The following is a 12,688-nucleotide window of genomic DNA, read 5'->3' on the forward strand; positions in this document are numbered from 1 at the left end:
CGCGCCGGCGCGGCGACCGCCCGCTCCGTCGCGGCCCGGCCGTTCAGAGATCCGCGATCAAAGTCTGGATCGTCGCGGCGCAGGTCCGGACAGCGTCCGGGTCGTGCAGGCCGCCGATCACCGATGGGTCGATGGCGAGGGCCGCCGCGATGAGGCCGGGCCACGCCGCGGCCGAGGGCCAGCTGGGATGAACGATCGCGGCCCCGAGCCGGGCCAGAGCCTCGGCCTTCTCGGTCTGCTCCCCGTAGGCACGCTCCTCCGGGAGGCAGACGAAGCGCTTCCGCTGCGCGGCCGCGAGGGCGACCACGCCGTCGCCGCCGCCGCCCACCAGCAAAGCCGCCCGGGCGACCCGCGCCTCGACGTCCGGGACCCAGCCGTGCAGGTGCAGATTGCCGGGGACGGCGCCCGAGCCTGAGACCGGCCCCAACACGTGCCACGGCCGGTCCGGCACCGCCCGCGCGGCCGCGGCGAGATCCGCGAGGTCGCCCCCCGCGCCGCCGCGGCCGAACACGACCACGATCTCGCGTCCCGCCTCGATCGGGGCCTGCGCCGGCGCGCCCAGGAAGCCCGTGTACAGCGTCTTGGCCCGGACCCAGTCCGGCACGCCCGCGCCGTCGAGCGCCTCGGGGAAGGGGGCCAGCAGCCGCGTCGCGCCGCGGAAGGCCTCCAGATGCGGCCGGTCGGTCCGCGTCCCGGCGAGTCTCACCACCAGGGTCGGCACCGACAGGAGGCGCGCCAGGAGCGCCACCTCCACCGAGACATCGACGACCAGGAGGGCCGGCTCGGCCCGCTCCGCCCAGGCGGCGATGCGCGCCATCCGCGCGCGGACCCCCGGATGGTTGAGCGGCGCGTAGTGCAGCGCCTCGGGCCGCTCGGTCGCGCCGTCCCGGCCGTCGAAGGCCGGGTCGCCGAGGGGGCGGTCGTCGGGCAGGTCGACGGTGTCGAGGCCGGCGGTGTCGAACCCGGCCAGCGTCCCGAGGATCGTGCAGGGCCGGTCCAGAGCACCGGCGACGGCCCGGGCCCGCTGGAGATGGCCGGCGCCCTGGTGATGGACGTACCAGCCGATGCCCCGGGTCACGCGGCGTCCCTCAGGGACGACGCGAGGGCGTCGAGATCGGCGACCGCCTGGTCGAGGGCGCAGTCCCGCGCCGGCGGGCTGCGCGACTCGAGGATCCGGTCGGCCCGCTCCACGAAGGCGATGTCGTTCGGGCAGGCCCCGACGGCGGCGAGGTCGTCGGCGTCGAGACCGAGCCGCGCGCAGGCCGCGGCGCGGCCCTGCGGGTCGAGGTGGAAGGCCCGGCGCAGGGCCGCGCGGCGCAGGATCAGCGCCTGCCAGTGCGCGGCCTCCGGCAGCAGGTAGGCCTCCCCGTCGAGGACGCGGGTCCGGCGCAGCATCTCGGTGGCCATGCCGCCCGAGACCCGCCCCTGGTGGCGCGACGAGACCAGCACCTGCACGTCCGGGCAGTGGCGCAGGCGCGCGCCGTTGGCGCGCAGCAGCCCGACGAGGGCGTTGTCCTCGCCGCAGGGCAGCGCCGGCAGCCCGCCGACCGCCCGGTACAAGATCGCGGGAACGGCGAGGCTCGCGCCGGTATGGTCGCCGTGACGGGGGGCGGGATCGTAGGGCGGCGGGTCGAGCAGATCCTCCAGGCGCCGGACGCCGGACCAGTAGCGCTCGATGCGCGCGTGCAGGTCCGTCAGGGCGGGGTCCGGCGTGCCGTCGTCGTCGATCACCAGCCGGCCACCGACGATGTCGGCGGCCTCCAGCGCGCGGAGGTTGGCCGCGACCCACTCGGCCGGCAGGCGGGCATCCGCGTCGGTGGTCAGGAGGATGCCGTCCGGCTCCCCGTCCGCCTCCAGCCACTCGGCACCGGCATCGAGCGCCATGCGCCGCGCCGTGCCGACATGGGCGTCCGCGCCGCCGAGCTCGACCGCGATCAGCCGGAGGCTCAGGGTCGCGAGGATGCCCGAGGCCTCGACGTCCCGCACCGCCTGGACGGTCCCGTCCGTGCAGTTGTTGGCCAGCACCACGACGCGCAGGGGCGCCCGCGCCGAGACGCCGTTCTGCGCGGCCAGGGAGGCGAGCAGGCGCGGCAGGCGCTCGGCCTCGTTCCGGGCGGGGATGCAGACGACGCAGGGGGGCGGGGCCGGATGGTCGGCGTCGGTGGTCATGGCAGGTCTCCCGTGGCACCCTCGTGCGCCGCGGAGGTCAGGGGCGGCCCGTCATGCCGCCGGGCTCCGGGCTCGGGTGCGGATTGCGGCGCGCGGATCCGCGCCGTTCAGCCGCGTCCTCCGGCGACGCGCAGGGCCGGCCGTGCCCGCTCGGCGCAGCGCGCGATCACGGCGTCGTAGGCCTCCAGATAGCGCCCGGTCATGGCGGCGGCGTCGTAGAGCGCCTCGGCGCGGTCGCGGCAGGCCCGGCGCGACAGGCCGGCGGCCTCCCGGATCGCCACCGAGAGATCCTGCGGATCGTCCGGGCGGGCAAGGCGGCCGCAGGACGCGTCCAGGATGTCGGGCATGGCGCCGCGCCGGAAGGCGGCGACCGGCGTGCCGCAGGCGAGGGCCTCCGCCACGACGAGGCCGAAGGGCTCCTCCCAGCGCGGCGAGACGATCGCCACGCGGGCCCGGCCGAGATGATGGGCGAGGTCCCGGTGGGAGAGATGGCCGAGATGCGTCAGGTCCGGCCCGAGACGCGGGGCGATCTCGGCGGCCCAGTAGCCGGGATTGAGCTTGGGACCCGCGAAGGTCAGCGGCAGCCCGGCGGCGCGCGCCGCGTCGATCGCGAGGTGCAGACCCTTCTCGGGCACGATCCGGCCCGACCAGAAGGCGAAGGGCGTATCGTCGGCAGCGTGTGAGAACGCGAAGGTCGAGAGGTCCACGCCGTTGTCGACCACCTGGGCGCCCGGCACGAGATGCGCCCATTCCTGCGCCAGCGACGGGGACACCGCCAGGAAGGCCATGTCGGGGTCGGCCTGGACGACGCCGCCGACCAGGGAGTCGAAGGGCGGCGTGTGCAGCACGGTGACCCAGGGCAGGCCGAGCCGGGCGCTCTCGCGCAGCGGCAGGGCGTGCAGCGCGTTGTTGTGGACGAGATCGAAGCCTCCGGCCGCGACCATCTCCATCATGCGCCGGTAGGCATCCTCCTCCTCCCGGTCGATCGCCTCCTCCCGCTCCGGGTCGAGGAGCGCGTCCCCGGTCGGATCGCAGAGCATGACCGGGTCGAGCGCCGGGTCGGACCCGCGGCTCGCGAACAGCGTGACGTCGTGCCCGTGCCGCTTCAGCGCGACGGTCAGGAGATGCGTGTGCATCTCCAGGCCGCCGGCGTAGGGCTGGCCGATCGGGTATTTCAGATGTGCGAGGACAGCGATCTTCACGCGCGCACCGAGTCCGGTTGGGTGGGGATTTCTGCCGCCCGCAGCGGCGCGAAAGGACTTCTTTCCGCAGCGAGGGTGGCGGGGATCATGCCGAATATTTCTTCAACAAGCGTTGCGTTGACGGGGTCCGAGCGACGACGAACGCGACGCTTGCCGGCTTCCTAAGCGCGGCGGCCTGAACCATTGATGATCGACATCCGCGGGTGACCGTTCACGCCGCGGCGCGGCACGCCTCCGGGCTGCCCCGCGGACACGCGGTCGCGGAGCCCCGATCGGCCTGTTAGGCTGCGCGGCCGCGCCGGCCGTGGCGCCGTCAGGGGAGGGGTGTCGATGGGGCTTCCGTTGGGGCTGAGCGTGTTCGCCGTGGGCTTGGCGGTGCTGGCGATCATCACCCTGGCCGCGGGCGTGAAGATCGTGCCCCAGGGCCACGTCTACACGGTGGAGCGCTTCGGCCGCTACGCCCGCAGCCTCGACGCCGGCCTCGGCCTGATCACGCCCTTCGTCGAGCGGATCGGCCGCAAGGTCAACGTGATGGAGCAGGTCATCGACGTGCCGAGCCAGCAGGCCTTCACCCGCGACAATGCCGGCGTCACCATCGACGCGGTGGTGTTCTACCAAGTGCTCGACGCGGCGCGCGCCTCCTACGAGGTCTCGAGCCTCGACCTCGCGGCCACGACCCTGACCATGACCAACATCCGCACCGTGGTCGGCTCGATGGATCTCGACCAGCTCCTCGCCCACCGCGACGAGATCAACGAGCGCCTGCTCCGGGTGATGGACGCGGCGGCCTCGCCCTGGGGCGTCAAGATCAACCGGATCGAGATCAAGGACATCGTGCTCCCGGCCGACCTCGCCGGGGCGATGGCCCGGCAGATGAAGGCCGAGCGCGAGAAGCGCGCCTCGATCCTGGAGGCGGAGGGGCAGCGCGCCGCCGAGATCCTGCGGGCCGAGGGGCGCAAGCAATCGGCGATCCTGGAGGCGGAGGGCCGGCGCGAGGCCGCGTTCCGCGACGCGGAGGCGCGGGAGCGCTCGGCCGAGGCCGAGGCGGCGGCGACCGGGATGGTCAGCCGGGCGATCGCCGAGGGCGACATCGCGGCGGCGAACTTCCTCGTGGCCGAGAAGTACGTCGACGCGGTGCGGGCGATCGCCACCGCGCCGAACCAGCGGGTCGTGGTGGTGCCGATCGAGGCGGCGGCCCTCGCCGGCACGCTCGGCGGCATCGGCGAGCTCACCCGCACGGTCTTCGGCGACGGCGCCGCCGCGCCCCGGCGCACCGGGACCCCGCCGAACGTCGCGGCGCCGCGGGCCTGACGCCGGTGACGCTCGATTCCCTCGCCGGAACCCTCGGGGCCCTCGGGGCGGCCTGGAGCTGGGTCATCGCCGGCCTCGTGCTCGCCGGTGCCGAGATCCTGCTGCCCGGCGTGTTCCTGATCTGGCTCGGCCTCGCCGCCGTCGCGACCGGCCTCGCGGCCGCGGCGCTGCCCATGCCCTGGCAGGGCCAGACCCTGCTGTTCGCCGGTCTCGCCGTCGCCCTGGTGGCGCTCGCGGCCCGCCTCCAGCACCGCGGCAGGCGGGCCGGGCCGGACCTGAACCGCGCCGACCGCGGCCTGATCGGGCGCGAGGGCGTGCTCGACGAGCCGATCGTGCGGGGCGCGGGCCGGATCCGCTTCGACGACACGCTGTGGCGGGTCGAGGGGCCCGACCTGCCCGCCGGTCGCCGGGTGCGCGTCACCGGGATCGGCGGCACGGTCCTGCGGGTGGAGGCGGCCTGAGGACCGCGCCTACCCGAACGCCCCGACCTCGTGCTGGATCATCCCCGAGATCTCCCGCACCTGATCGAACATCCGGCGGATCGGCTGGAACAGGTTGGCGTGCTCCGCCTCGTAGGTGCCGACGTCGCGCGGGCCGGCCGGCTCGCCGAAGTTCAGGCCCAGCGTCGGGTCCGGCGTGACCGGGAAGATCGCGTCGAGGAGCTTCAGGCAGCCGTCGATGTCCAGCCGCAGGAAGCGCTCCAGCAGCTGCTCGCGGGAGATGCCCGCCTGCGGCCGGAAGCCCGGGATGTGCACCGCCAGGAACCAGATCCGGTGGATCAGGGCGAGGCGCAGGGCGTGGAGCAGCGTCAGCCGGGCCGACATGGCGGGCAGGTCCGGGGCGGCAGCGCTCAGGGCGAGCCAGTCCCGGGTCAGGCGTCCGAACAGGTTCCGCAGCGCTGGGGCGAGGTCGAGGCGCTCCAGCGCCCCGGAGATCACCACCAGCTCGTCCCGGCGGAAATCCTTCTGGGTGCGCCGCGCCCGCTCCAGCCACACGGCCGGGTCCAGGGTGTCGATGTAGGCCCGCAGCACGTCGAGGTCGCCGACTGAGGCGGCGTGCTGGACCAGCCGGAAGGCCCGGGAGAAGCGTACCGAATCGCGCCGCATGTCGCGGAACAGGTCGGGGCCGCGCTGGGCCGCCCGGCCGATCCCGTGGAGGGAGTTCGCCAGGAAGCCGAGCTGGTGCAGGATCGCGTTGTTGGGGATCGCCCGCATCTGGCGCGGATGGGTGATCCGCGCCGGGCCGCCGTTGTCGGTCTGGCGCGCCACCGGGCGCGACCCGGTCCGGTCGATCAGACTCGGGCCGAAGGTGCCGAGGAGCGCCGCGTAGCCCGGGTCGTCGACCAGCGACTCCATGTCCTGGCGGGCTGCGGTGAAGAATTCGAGGGCGAAATCCGGCTCGGCGTAGATCGGGTCGACCTTGCCGTCGGAGGTCCTCGGTCGGTCGTTCAGGGCGTAGTCCGAGAACGAGTCCTCCTCCGTCACGTCGAGCGCGTAGACGTGCTCGGCGATGCGGGCGACGCTGGCGCGCGCCAGCGCCTCGGTGCCGTACAGCAGGTAGCCGTCGGTGCCCTGGAAGCTCGATTCGAGCCGGACGCGGATGCCGGCCTTGCGGGCCCGGTCCCGGGCATCCTCCGGGGCGAGGTAGGCGAGGCGGTCGCGCAGGGAGGTCGGATGCGCGCCGCGCCCGATCGATTCGCCGTGCGTGTCGAAGATCGCGAGCTCGACGTCGGACAGGCCGTTCTGGACCAGCATCTCGGTGATGCGCAGCCGCAGCCGCTCGATCCAGAAGGTCGCCGCGAGCTGGCCGACGTAGCGGCCCGAATCGGAGTAGCCGAACTGCACGGTGAGCCGGCCGATGCGCTTCAGGTACTGCCGCCAGTGCGGGTTGCGCAGGGCGTCGTCGAGCACCCGGATGCCCTGCTCCAGCGCGCTCGCCGTCTCGAACAGCGGCGTGATCTCGAGCTTGTCGGCGATGCCGTAGTGGCGCGCGAGCCAGAGGGCGGCGAGCAGGGTGTAGCCGGTCTCGGTCTCGGCGATGAGGAAGCGCACCGGATGGGTGCCGTCCACGTGCTTGAGGATCTGGGCGATCGTCATCATCAGCCGCGCGGCCGAGGCCCGCTCGGCCGCGAGCGCCCCGAAATCGACCGCCACCGGGCGGACATCGTTCAGCAGCGTGTGGATCGTCGCGAGGTGCGAGCGGCGCCGGGCCGCGTCGGTGGGCTCGCCCTCCAGGTCGATCACCCGCCGCACCGCGTTGTGGATCTGGCTGGCGTTCAGCCGGAAATGCGGCAGGGCGTTCGACAGGCCGTGCGTCGCGACGCCCGCGCGCAGGACGGCGATCCGGCGCTGGTCGGCCGCGTCGTCGGCGGCCTCCAGGGCCTTGGTTAGTGCGGCGACGAGGGCGCCGGCATCGGTCTGGGCGCGCTCCCGCTCGATGATGAGCGCCAGGGCGAAGCGGTGCACCGCCTCGAGGGACGGCTGGTCGCCGAGGCGCGGCGCCACCGTGAGCTGGCGGTTCACCGCCGCCAGGGCGTTCTCGGCGAGCGCCCGGACCTCCCGGCAGGCCGGGATCTCGGGCAGGTCGCGCATTACCCGGTCGAACTGCATGCGCTTCGAGATCAGCCGGTAGCGCAGGGTGTCCCACCAGCCGATATCGGTCCGCCCGTCGGTGTCGCAGCCGACCCAGCTGGCGATGGCGAAGGGGCGGGGCGTCAGTTCGGTCCAGCGGTCGGGCCAGCGGGCGCGGGCGGCGTCGAGAAGGGCGCCGTTGAAGGCGTCGAGGGCGAGACGGCCGTTATTGGCCGCCGCGCAGGCCTGCTCGAACTCGACATCCAGGGTGATCGGCGCGTCCGGTCGGGTCGACAGGGCCGCCGCGCGCGCGACCAGCCCGGCGCGGTCCTTGGTGTCGGGCAGGCTCGCGGCCTCGGCGAGGAGGCCCGCGACGGCCCGCGGCATGCCGAAGGTGGGGTGGGCCGTGAACACCACCGCGAAGGCGGTGCGGTGGATCAGGGCCGCGAAGGCCTCGACGCCGTCCGGCCGGTCGGGTGCCGCCGCCACGAGCCGCGCGGGGATCGCCGCCTGCGGATCCTCCGGCCCGGCATCGAGCCCGACATAGGCCCGCAGCCGTTCCGCCCGCGCCGCCAGCGCTGCGGCACGCAGGCGCACGAACAGGCCGTCGAGGTCGCCCGTCGAGATCTCGTTCCGGTCGAAGCGCCGGGTGATCGCCAGGGTCACCGCCAGGACGGGGTTGCGGAACGGGTCCTCCCGGGCCTGATCCCGGGCGGCCTCGATCAGTCCGAGGAGGTGCGCCTCCAGTTCCTCGGGCTCGCGGCTCGGCTCGTGCTGCATCGGTCGGTCCCGGCTCCGGTCTGCCCGCATCTACCCGGTCCGCCGGCCCACGCAAGGAGCGTTCCGCACGTGACCCGGGACTGACCGGCTACTGACCGAGGACGTGACGTGGGACGTGACGTTGGACGTGAGGGGACACACAACCGCGACGCGGCGGGGCGATATCGACGATGGGATGGGGTGGCGGCGGCCTGAACCGCAGGCTAGAGCTGACCTCCTGATGGAGCGCCTGTTCATCATCCTGGCTATTCTGGTCATCGCTGTCGCCATCGTCGCCGTGGCCGCGATGGCGGCGCGCGGCCGGCGCGAGCCCCTGCGCATGGGTTCCGAACTCGACATCGAGGACGAGGACCTCGTCATCGGCTCGGTCGGACCGCGCAAGAGCCCGATCGACCGCAGCGCCCAGGTGCTCGACCCGCGCGTGCTCGATCTGGACGCGATCGAACTGGAGCCGATCCGCGCCCTCGACCGGACGCAGCGCGACGCGGCGCTCCGCGGAGATCCGCCGGGAGCCGGGCGATGAAGCGATGCGCGCGCGGGGTGGCCGGGCTGCTGCTCGCCGGTCCTCTCTGCCTGTCGACGATGCAGGCGACGGCCGCGCCCGCCGGCAAGTCGGCGGCGGCCGTTCCGGCACCGGCCGCGCCTCCCCAGGCTGCGCCCGCGCAAGTCGCGCCCGCACCGGCCGCGCCTGCGCCGGCCGCGCCCGCCGCGACGGCGCCGCCAGGTCAAGCCGCCCCTCAGGCGGCGAGCCCTACGCCCGCCGCCGGCCCGACCCTCGAGCAGCCCTGCGGGACGCAGGCGGCCCGCTTCGAGAGCGCCAAGGGGTTCAAGATGGTGATCACGCGGGCCGGGCAGGTCCGCACGACGAACCCGCTCAGGCCGCTCACGCCCGAGGTGAACGAGGTTCTCCAGGTGGTGATCGCCGGAAAGGTCGCCACGGCCTACGGCCCCGATTTCACGACGCTGCGGCGCGGCGGCGCCGCGTCGGGCATCGAGGCGATGCTGGGCGGTTCGATCCACTGGGAGCCGACGCTGCCGACCTTCCCCGATCCGATCGCGATCGTCAGCGAGGAGGGGACGCCCTTGGCGCAGCTGACCTTCCGCGCCTGCGAGGCGGCGCCCGCCGTCAAGGCGCCGAAGGTGCCGAAGGCCGAGGCCCGCAAGAAGGCGCCCCGCCAGGCGGCACCGAAGGCGGCGGCGGCCCCGAAGACGCCCCCCGGCTTCTCCATGCCTCAGGGGGCGATCGCCGAGTAGCGGCTACTTCTGCTTGGCGATGACCTTGTCCTTGATGCCGTCGTAGACGTTCTGCGGGATGATCTTCTTGGAGACGAGATCGTCCTTCCCGCGATACGGCCGTCCCTTGATGATCGCGGCCGCGCGCGCCGCGCCGATGCCGGGCAGCGCGTCGAGCTCCTCGGTGCTGGCGCTGTTGAGATCGATCAGCGCCCCCTTGGCGGCGTTCGGCGATCCGGCGACGGGCGCGCTCGGGGCCGCGGGCTTCGCGGGGGCCGTCGGTGCCGCGGTCGTCGGCGCCTGCGGCGCCTGCGCCAGGGCTGGGGCCGCGACGAGGCTCGACAGGAGGGCGAGGAGGGCGAGGGTTTTGGTGGAGGAAGCCATGGCGTTCTCCCGAGAGGCGCGGCCCGCACCGCGGTGCCGTCCGGCCAGATCTGCGCCGCTCCGCTTGAACCCGCCCTTAACGGTTGTGGTCCGGCACCCCTAGTCACGGGCCGGCGCCGGAGCTATAAGCCCGGCCTCATCCGTATCCCGCGGTGTGCGTGGCGATCCTCGATCGAGGAGCCGCCCGCGCGCCGCTTTGTCCGCGGCGTCACGAAGGATCCAGCCATGGCCGTTCCGAAGCGAAAGACCTCCCCCTCCCGCCGCGGCATGCGCCGCTCGGCCGACGCCCTCAAGGCGCCGACCTACGTCGAGGACAAGGATTCCGGCGAGCTGCGCCGTCCGCACCACATCGACCTGAAGACCGGCATGTACCGCGGCCGTCAGGTCCTGAAGGTGAAGTCGGCCGAGGCCTGAGCCTCGCGAGGGCGGCGCCTCAGGCGAGGCGCCGCGCGGCCTCCGCGTAGCGCGCGGCGGCCATCCGGGTCCGTTCCAGGCGCGACGGCAGCAGCGTCGGATCGCCCGCCGTCAGCAACTGCGCGATGAAGCCGGCGCGGGGTCTCCCCGCGGCCGCGCGTTCCGCTGTCCGGGGGGCGGGCGGCTCGTCGGGCCGGCCCCCGTCGATCAGGGCGAGCGCCTGGACCTCCGTCCGCGCCGTCTCGGGGGAGGTTTCCGCGTCCGGGACCGGCGCGCGCCGGGTGGAGCGGACCTGTGTCGGGCCGAGACGGCTGACTGTTCCGATACGCACCATGCGCACATTCTCCGCACGTTTCCGTGCCCGTGTCGCAAAGGTGGGGCCGACGTTTACCGATCGTCAACCCTTCGTCCGGTCGGTCCGGCCGAATTACTTTTTCGCGAGCGCCTCCAGGCGCTGCTGCATCTCCAGCATCTGGCGCTTGAGATCGTCCAGCTCGCCGCCCCCGTAGGTCGCGGGCTGAGTCGCGGCCGGCGCCGTCGGCTGGGCTCCCGGCGCGGGCGGGGCGAAGCCCGTGAACATCTTCATGGCATCGCCGAAGAAGTTCATGTTGGTGCGCACCTGCTGCTCGATGGCGTTCTGGAACGCCGCCGGGCCGAAGCTCTGGGCGAATTTCTCGCGCAGGCCGTCCTGGTCCTTGGCGAAGTTCGCCATCGAGAATTCGAGGAAGCTCGGCACCATCGTGCGCATGCTGTCGCCGTAGAAGCGGATCAGCTGGCGCAGGAACGCCACCGGGAGCAGGTTCTCGGCGCCGGCCTTGTTCTCCTGCTCGAAGATGATCTGCGTCAGGACCGAGCGCGTGATGTCGTCGCCCGTGCGCGCGTCGTAGACGACGAAATCCTCGCCGTTCTGCACCATCGTGGCGAGGTCCTCCAGCGTCACGTACGTCGAGGTGCCGGTGTGATAGAGGCGCCGGTTGGCGTACTTCTTGATGACGGTCTGGGTGGCCTTGACGGTATCCGCCATCGGGAACGGCCTTTCTGGACTCGGGACCGGGGGGCGTTGCAGACGCGCGGTGCTGTCTGACGGGGGCTGTCTTCGCGCCCGCAACACGATCCTTAAAGCCTTCCCCGGGCGCAGAAAACAGCAAACTGCAGCTGTTCAACGCAGAATAATGCAGAGCGGTCGGGGCGGTCGCGCCATTTCAGTCTCGCGGTCGCGTCATCGGCGCGTTTGGCGCGTTGATCCACAACCTTGACTTCGCCCACCTCAGGCCCTTCATCCCAGGGCCGGCACAGAGCGCGCCCCGGGACGTGGAAGGCGCGCCGGCTCGCGAGAGGAGAACGTTCACATGGCAGGCAGCGAAGAGATCGTCATCGTCGGGGCGGCGCGCACGCCGGTCGGCTCGTTCGGCGGCGCCTTCGGGGCGGTGCCGGCCCACGAGCTCGGCGCGACGGCGATCAAGGCCGCCCTGGAGCGCGCCAAGGTCTCGCCCGACGAGGTGGACGAGGTGATCTTCGGCCAGGTCCTCACCGCGGGCGCCGGCCAGAACCCCGCCCGGCAGGCGGCCATCAAGGCCGGCATCCCCGAGAAGGCCACCGCCTGGGGCCTCAACCAGGTCTGCGGCTCGGGCCTGCGCACGGTCGCGATCGGCATGCAGCAGATCGCCAACGGCGACGCCAAGGTCATCGTGGCCGGCGGCCAGGAATCGATGTCGCTGTCGCCCCACGCGCAGTACCTGCGCGGCGGCCAGAAGATGGGCGACGTGAAGCTCGTCGACACGATGATCAAGGACGGGCTCTGGGACGCCTTCAACGGCTACCACATGGGCCAGACCGCCGAGAACGTCGCCCAGGCCTTCCAGCTCACCCGCGAGCAGCAGGACCAGTTCGCGACCCGCTCGCAGAACAAGGCCGAGGCCGCCCGCAAGGAGGGCCGGTTCAAGGACGAGATCGTCCCCGTCACGGTGCCGGGGAAGAAGGGCGACACGATCGTCGACACCGACGAGTACATCCGCGACGGCGCCACCCTGGAGGCGATGGGCAAGCTGAAGCCGGCCTTCACCAAGGACGGCACCGTCACGGCCGCCAACGCCTCCGGCCTCAACGACGGCGCCGCCGCCCTGGTGCTGATGTCGGCCTCGGAGGCCGAGCGCCGCGGCCTGACCCCGCTCGCCCGGATCAAGTCCTGGGCGACCGCGGGCGTCGACCCGAAGGTGATGGGCACCGGCCCGATCCCGGCCTCGCGCAAGGCCCTGGAGAAGGCCGGCTGGAAGCCGTCCGACCTCGACCTGATCGAGGCGAACGAGGCCTTCGCGGCCCAGGCGCTGGCCGTGAACAAGGACATGGGCTGGGACGACGCGAAGGTGAACGTCAACGGCGGCGCCATCGCCATCGGCCACCCGATCGGTGCCTCGGGCGCCCGCGTCCTCGTCACCCTGCTCCACGAGATGAAGCGCCGCGACGCCAAGAAGGGCCTCGCCACGCTCTGCATCGGCGGCGGCATGGGCGTGGCGATGTGCGTCGAGCGGACCTGATCGGTCTGTCACGACAGTATCGGCCCACAACATAGACTTAAGGCCGAAATCAGAAAAAATCGCGTGCGGACGCCATCCGCACGCGGCATCA

13 protein-coding genes are annotated in these 12,688 nt (G+C 73.0%); 6 read left to right on the forward strand and 7 right to left on the reverse strand.

Annotated elements, in window-relative coordinates; translation table 11 throughout:
• Nucleotides 1-43: 43 nt before the first annotated feature.
• The 3 genes from BM314_RS18140 to BM314_RS18150 form a co-directional block, all read right to left on the reverse strand.
• Nucleotides 44-1,078 (reverse strand): glycosyltransferase, encoded by a 1,035-nt coding sequence (locus tag BM314_RS18140; RefSeq protein ID WP_091979361.1) that lies wholly within the window; start codon nt 1,076-1,078, stop codon nt 44-46.
• Nucleotides 1,075-2,169, reverse strand: coding sequence for a glycosyltransferase family 2 protein (locus BM314_RS18145; RefSeq protein ID WP_091979363.1), 1,095 nt, complete (start codon nt 2,167-2,169; stop codon nt 1,075-1,077). The genes BM314_RS18140 and BM314_RS18145 overlap by 4 nt, the downstream gene beginning before the upstream one ends.
• 107 nt (nt 2,170-2,276) lie before the next feature.
• Nucleotides 2,277-3,371, reverse strand: coding sequence for a glycosyltransferase family 4 protein (locus tag BM314_RS18150; RefSeq protein ID WP_020090784.1), 1,095 nt, complete (start codon nt 3,369-3,371; stop codon nt 2,277-2,279).
• Nucleotides 3,372-3,701: 330 nt separating this feature from the next.
• On the opposite strand from BM314_RS18150, the gene BM314_RS18155 reads away from it, so the two are divergent.
• Entirely contained in the window at nt 3,702-4,682 is a 981-nt protein-coding gene (locus BM314_RS18155) for an SPFH domain-containing protein (RefSeq protein WP_056531508.1), read from the forward strand.
• A 5-nt stretch (nt 4,683-4,687) separates the two neighbouring features.
• Nucleotides 4,688-5,143 carry an NfeD family protein gene (locus BM314_RS18160; protein WP_056531510.1) on the forward strand — a complete coding sequence of 152 codons (456 nt, stop codon included), beginning with the start codon at nt 4,688-4,690 and terminating at the stop codon, nt 5,141-5,143.
• Between the two features lie 9 nt (nt 5,144-5,152).
• On the opposite strand, the gene BM314_RS18165 is transcribed toward BM314_RS18160, so the two are convergent.
• Nucleotides 5,153-8,032 carry a phosphoenolpyruvate carboxylase gene (locus tag BM314_RS18165; protein ID WP_091979365.1) on the reverse strand — a complete coding sequence of 960 codons (2,880 nt, stop codon included), beginning with the start codon at nt 8,030-8,032 and terminating at the stop codon, nt 5,153-5,155.
• Nucleotides 8,033-8,252: 220 nt separating this feature from the next.
• Here BM314_RS18165 and BM314_RS18170 point away from each other — a divergent pair, with 220 nt between their 5' ends.
• The gene (locus BM314_RS18170; RefSeq protein WP_091979367.1) at nt 8,253-8,555 is read left to right on the forward strand and encodes a hypothetical protein; all 303 of its coding nucleotides are present in this window, start codon (nt 8,253-8,255) and stop codon (nt 8,553-8,555) included.
• Nucleotides 8,552-9,286 carry a hypothetical protein gene (locus BM314_RS18175; protein ID WP_091979368.1) on the forward strand — a complete coding sequence of 245 codons (735 nt, stop codon included), beginning with the start codon at nt 8,552-8,554 and terminating at the stop codon, nt 9,284-9,286. Before BM314_RS18170 ends, BM314_RS18175 begins: the two co-directional genes overlap by 4 nt.
• Nucleotides 9,287-9,289: 3 nt before the next feature.
• On the opposite strand, the gene BM314_RS18180 is transcribed toward BM314_RS18175, so the two are convergent.
• A complete protein-coding gene (locus BM314_RS18180; protein ID WP_091979370.1) occupies nt 9,290-9,649 on the reverse strand; it encodes a helix-hairpin-helix domain-containing protein in 360 nt (119 codons plus the stop codon).
• Between the two features lie 225 nt (nt 9,650-9,874).
• Between BM314_RS18180 and rpmF the strand changes: the two genes are divergently transcribed.
• Nucleotides 9,875-10,063 (forward strand): 50S ribosomal protein L32, encoded by a 189-nt coding sequence (rpmF, locus tag BM314_RS18185; RefSeq protein WP_003601373.1) that lies wholly within the window; start codon nt 9,875-9,877, stop codon nt 10,061-10,063.
• A gap of 19 nt (nt 10,064-10,082) precedes the next feature.
• On the opposite strand, the gene BM314_RS18190 is transcribed toward rpmF, so the two are convergent.
• Together BM314_RS18190 and phaR are read right to left on the reverse strand one after the other, a co-directional pair.
• Nucleotides 10,083-10,397 carry a hypothetical protein gene (locus BM314_RS18190; RefSeq protein WP_091979372.1) on the reverse strand — a complete coding sequence of 105 codons (315 nt, stop codon included), beginning with the start codon at nt 10,395-10,397 and terminating at the stop codon, nt 10,083-10,085.
• A gap of 93 nt (nt 10,398-10,490) precedes the next feature.
• Nucleotides 10,491-11,087 carry a polyhydroxyalkanoate synthesis repressor PhaR gene (gene phaR, locus BM314_RS18195; protein ID WP_056531522.1) on the reverse strand — a complete coding sequence of 199 codons (597 nt, stop codon included), beginning with the start codon at nt 11,085-11,087 and terminating at the stop codon, nt 10,491-10,493.
• Nucleotides 11,088-11,412: 325 nt separating this feature from the next.
• Here phaR and BM314_RS18200 point away from each other — a divergent pair, with 325 nt between their 5' ends.
• The gene (locus tag BM314_RS18200) at nt 11,413-12,597 is read left to right on the forward strand and encodes an acetyl-CoA C-acetyltransferase (protein ID WP_091676390.1); all 1,185 of its coding nucleotides are present in this window, start codon (nt 11,413-11,415) and stop codon (nt 12,595-12,597) included.
• Nucleotides 12,598-12,688: the final 91 nt, after the last annotated feature.

Origin of the sequence: Methylobacterium sp. 13MFTsu3.1M2 (assembly GCF_900112625.1) — a bacterium.
Lineage (GTDB): Bacteria > Pseudomonadota > Alphaproteobacteria > Rhizobiales > Beijerinckiaceae > Methylobacterium.

Excerpts from the sequence above, each read along its gene's own strand:
- BM314_RS18145 (WP_091979363.1), bottom strand. The coding sequence starts at position 2,169 with ATGACCACCGACGCCGACCATCCGGCCCCGCCCCCCTGCGTCGTCTGC.
- BM314_RS18155 (WP_056531508.1), top strand. The coding sequence starts at position 3,702 with ATGGGGCTTCCGTTGGGGCTGAGCGTGTTCGCCGTGGGCTTGGCGGTG.
- BM314_RS18165 (WP_091979365.1), bottom strand. The coding sequence starts at position 8,032 with ATGCAGCACGAGCCGAGCCGCGAGCCCGAGGAACTGGAGGCGCACCTC.
- BM314_RS18170 (WP_091979367.1), top strand. The coding sequence starts at position 8,253 with ATGGAGCGCCTGTTCATCATCCTGGCTATTCTGGTCATCGCTGTCGCC.
- BM314_RS18175 (WP_091979368.1), top strand. The coding sequence starts at position 8,552 with ATGAAGCGATGCGCGCGCGGGGTGGCCGGGCTGCTGCTCGCCGGTCCT.
- BM314_RS18180 (WP_091979370.1), bottom strand. The coding sequence starts at position 9,649 with ATGGCTTCCTCCACCAAAACCCTCGCCCTCCTCGCCCTCCTGTCGAGC.
- rpmF (WP_003601373.1), top strand. The coding sequence starts at position 9,875 with ATGGCCGTTCCGAAGCGAAAGACCTCCCCCTCCCGCCGCGGCATGCGC.
- BM314_RS18190 (WP_091979372.1), bottom strand. The coding sequence starts at position 10,397 with ATGGTGCGTATCGGAACAGTCAGCCGTCTCGGCCCGACACAGGTCCGC.
- phaR (WP_056531522.1), bottom strand. The coding sequence starts at position 11,087 with ATGGCGGATACCGTCAAGGCCACCCAGACCGTCATCAAGAAGTACGCC.
- BM314_RS18200 (WP_091676390.1), top strand. The coding sequence starts at position 11,413 with ATGGCAGGCAGCGAAGAGATCGTCATCGTCGGGGCGGCGCGCACGCCG.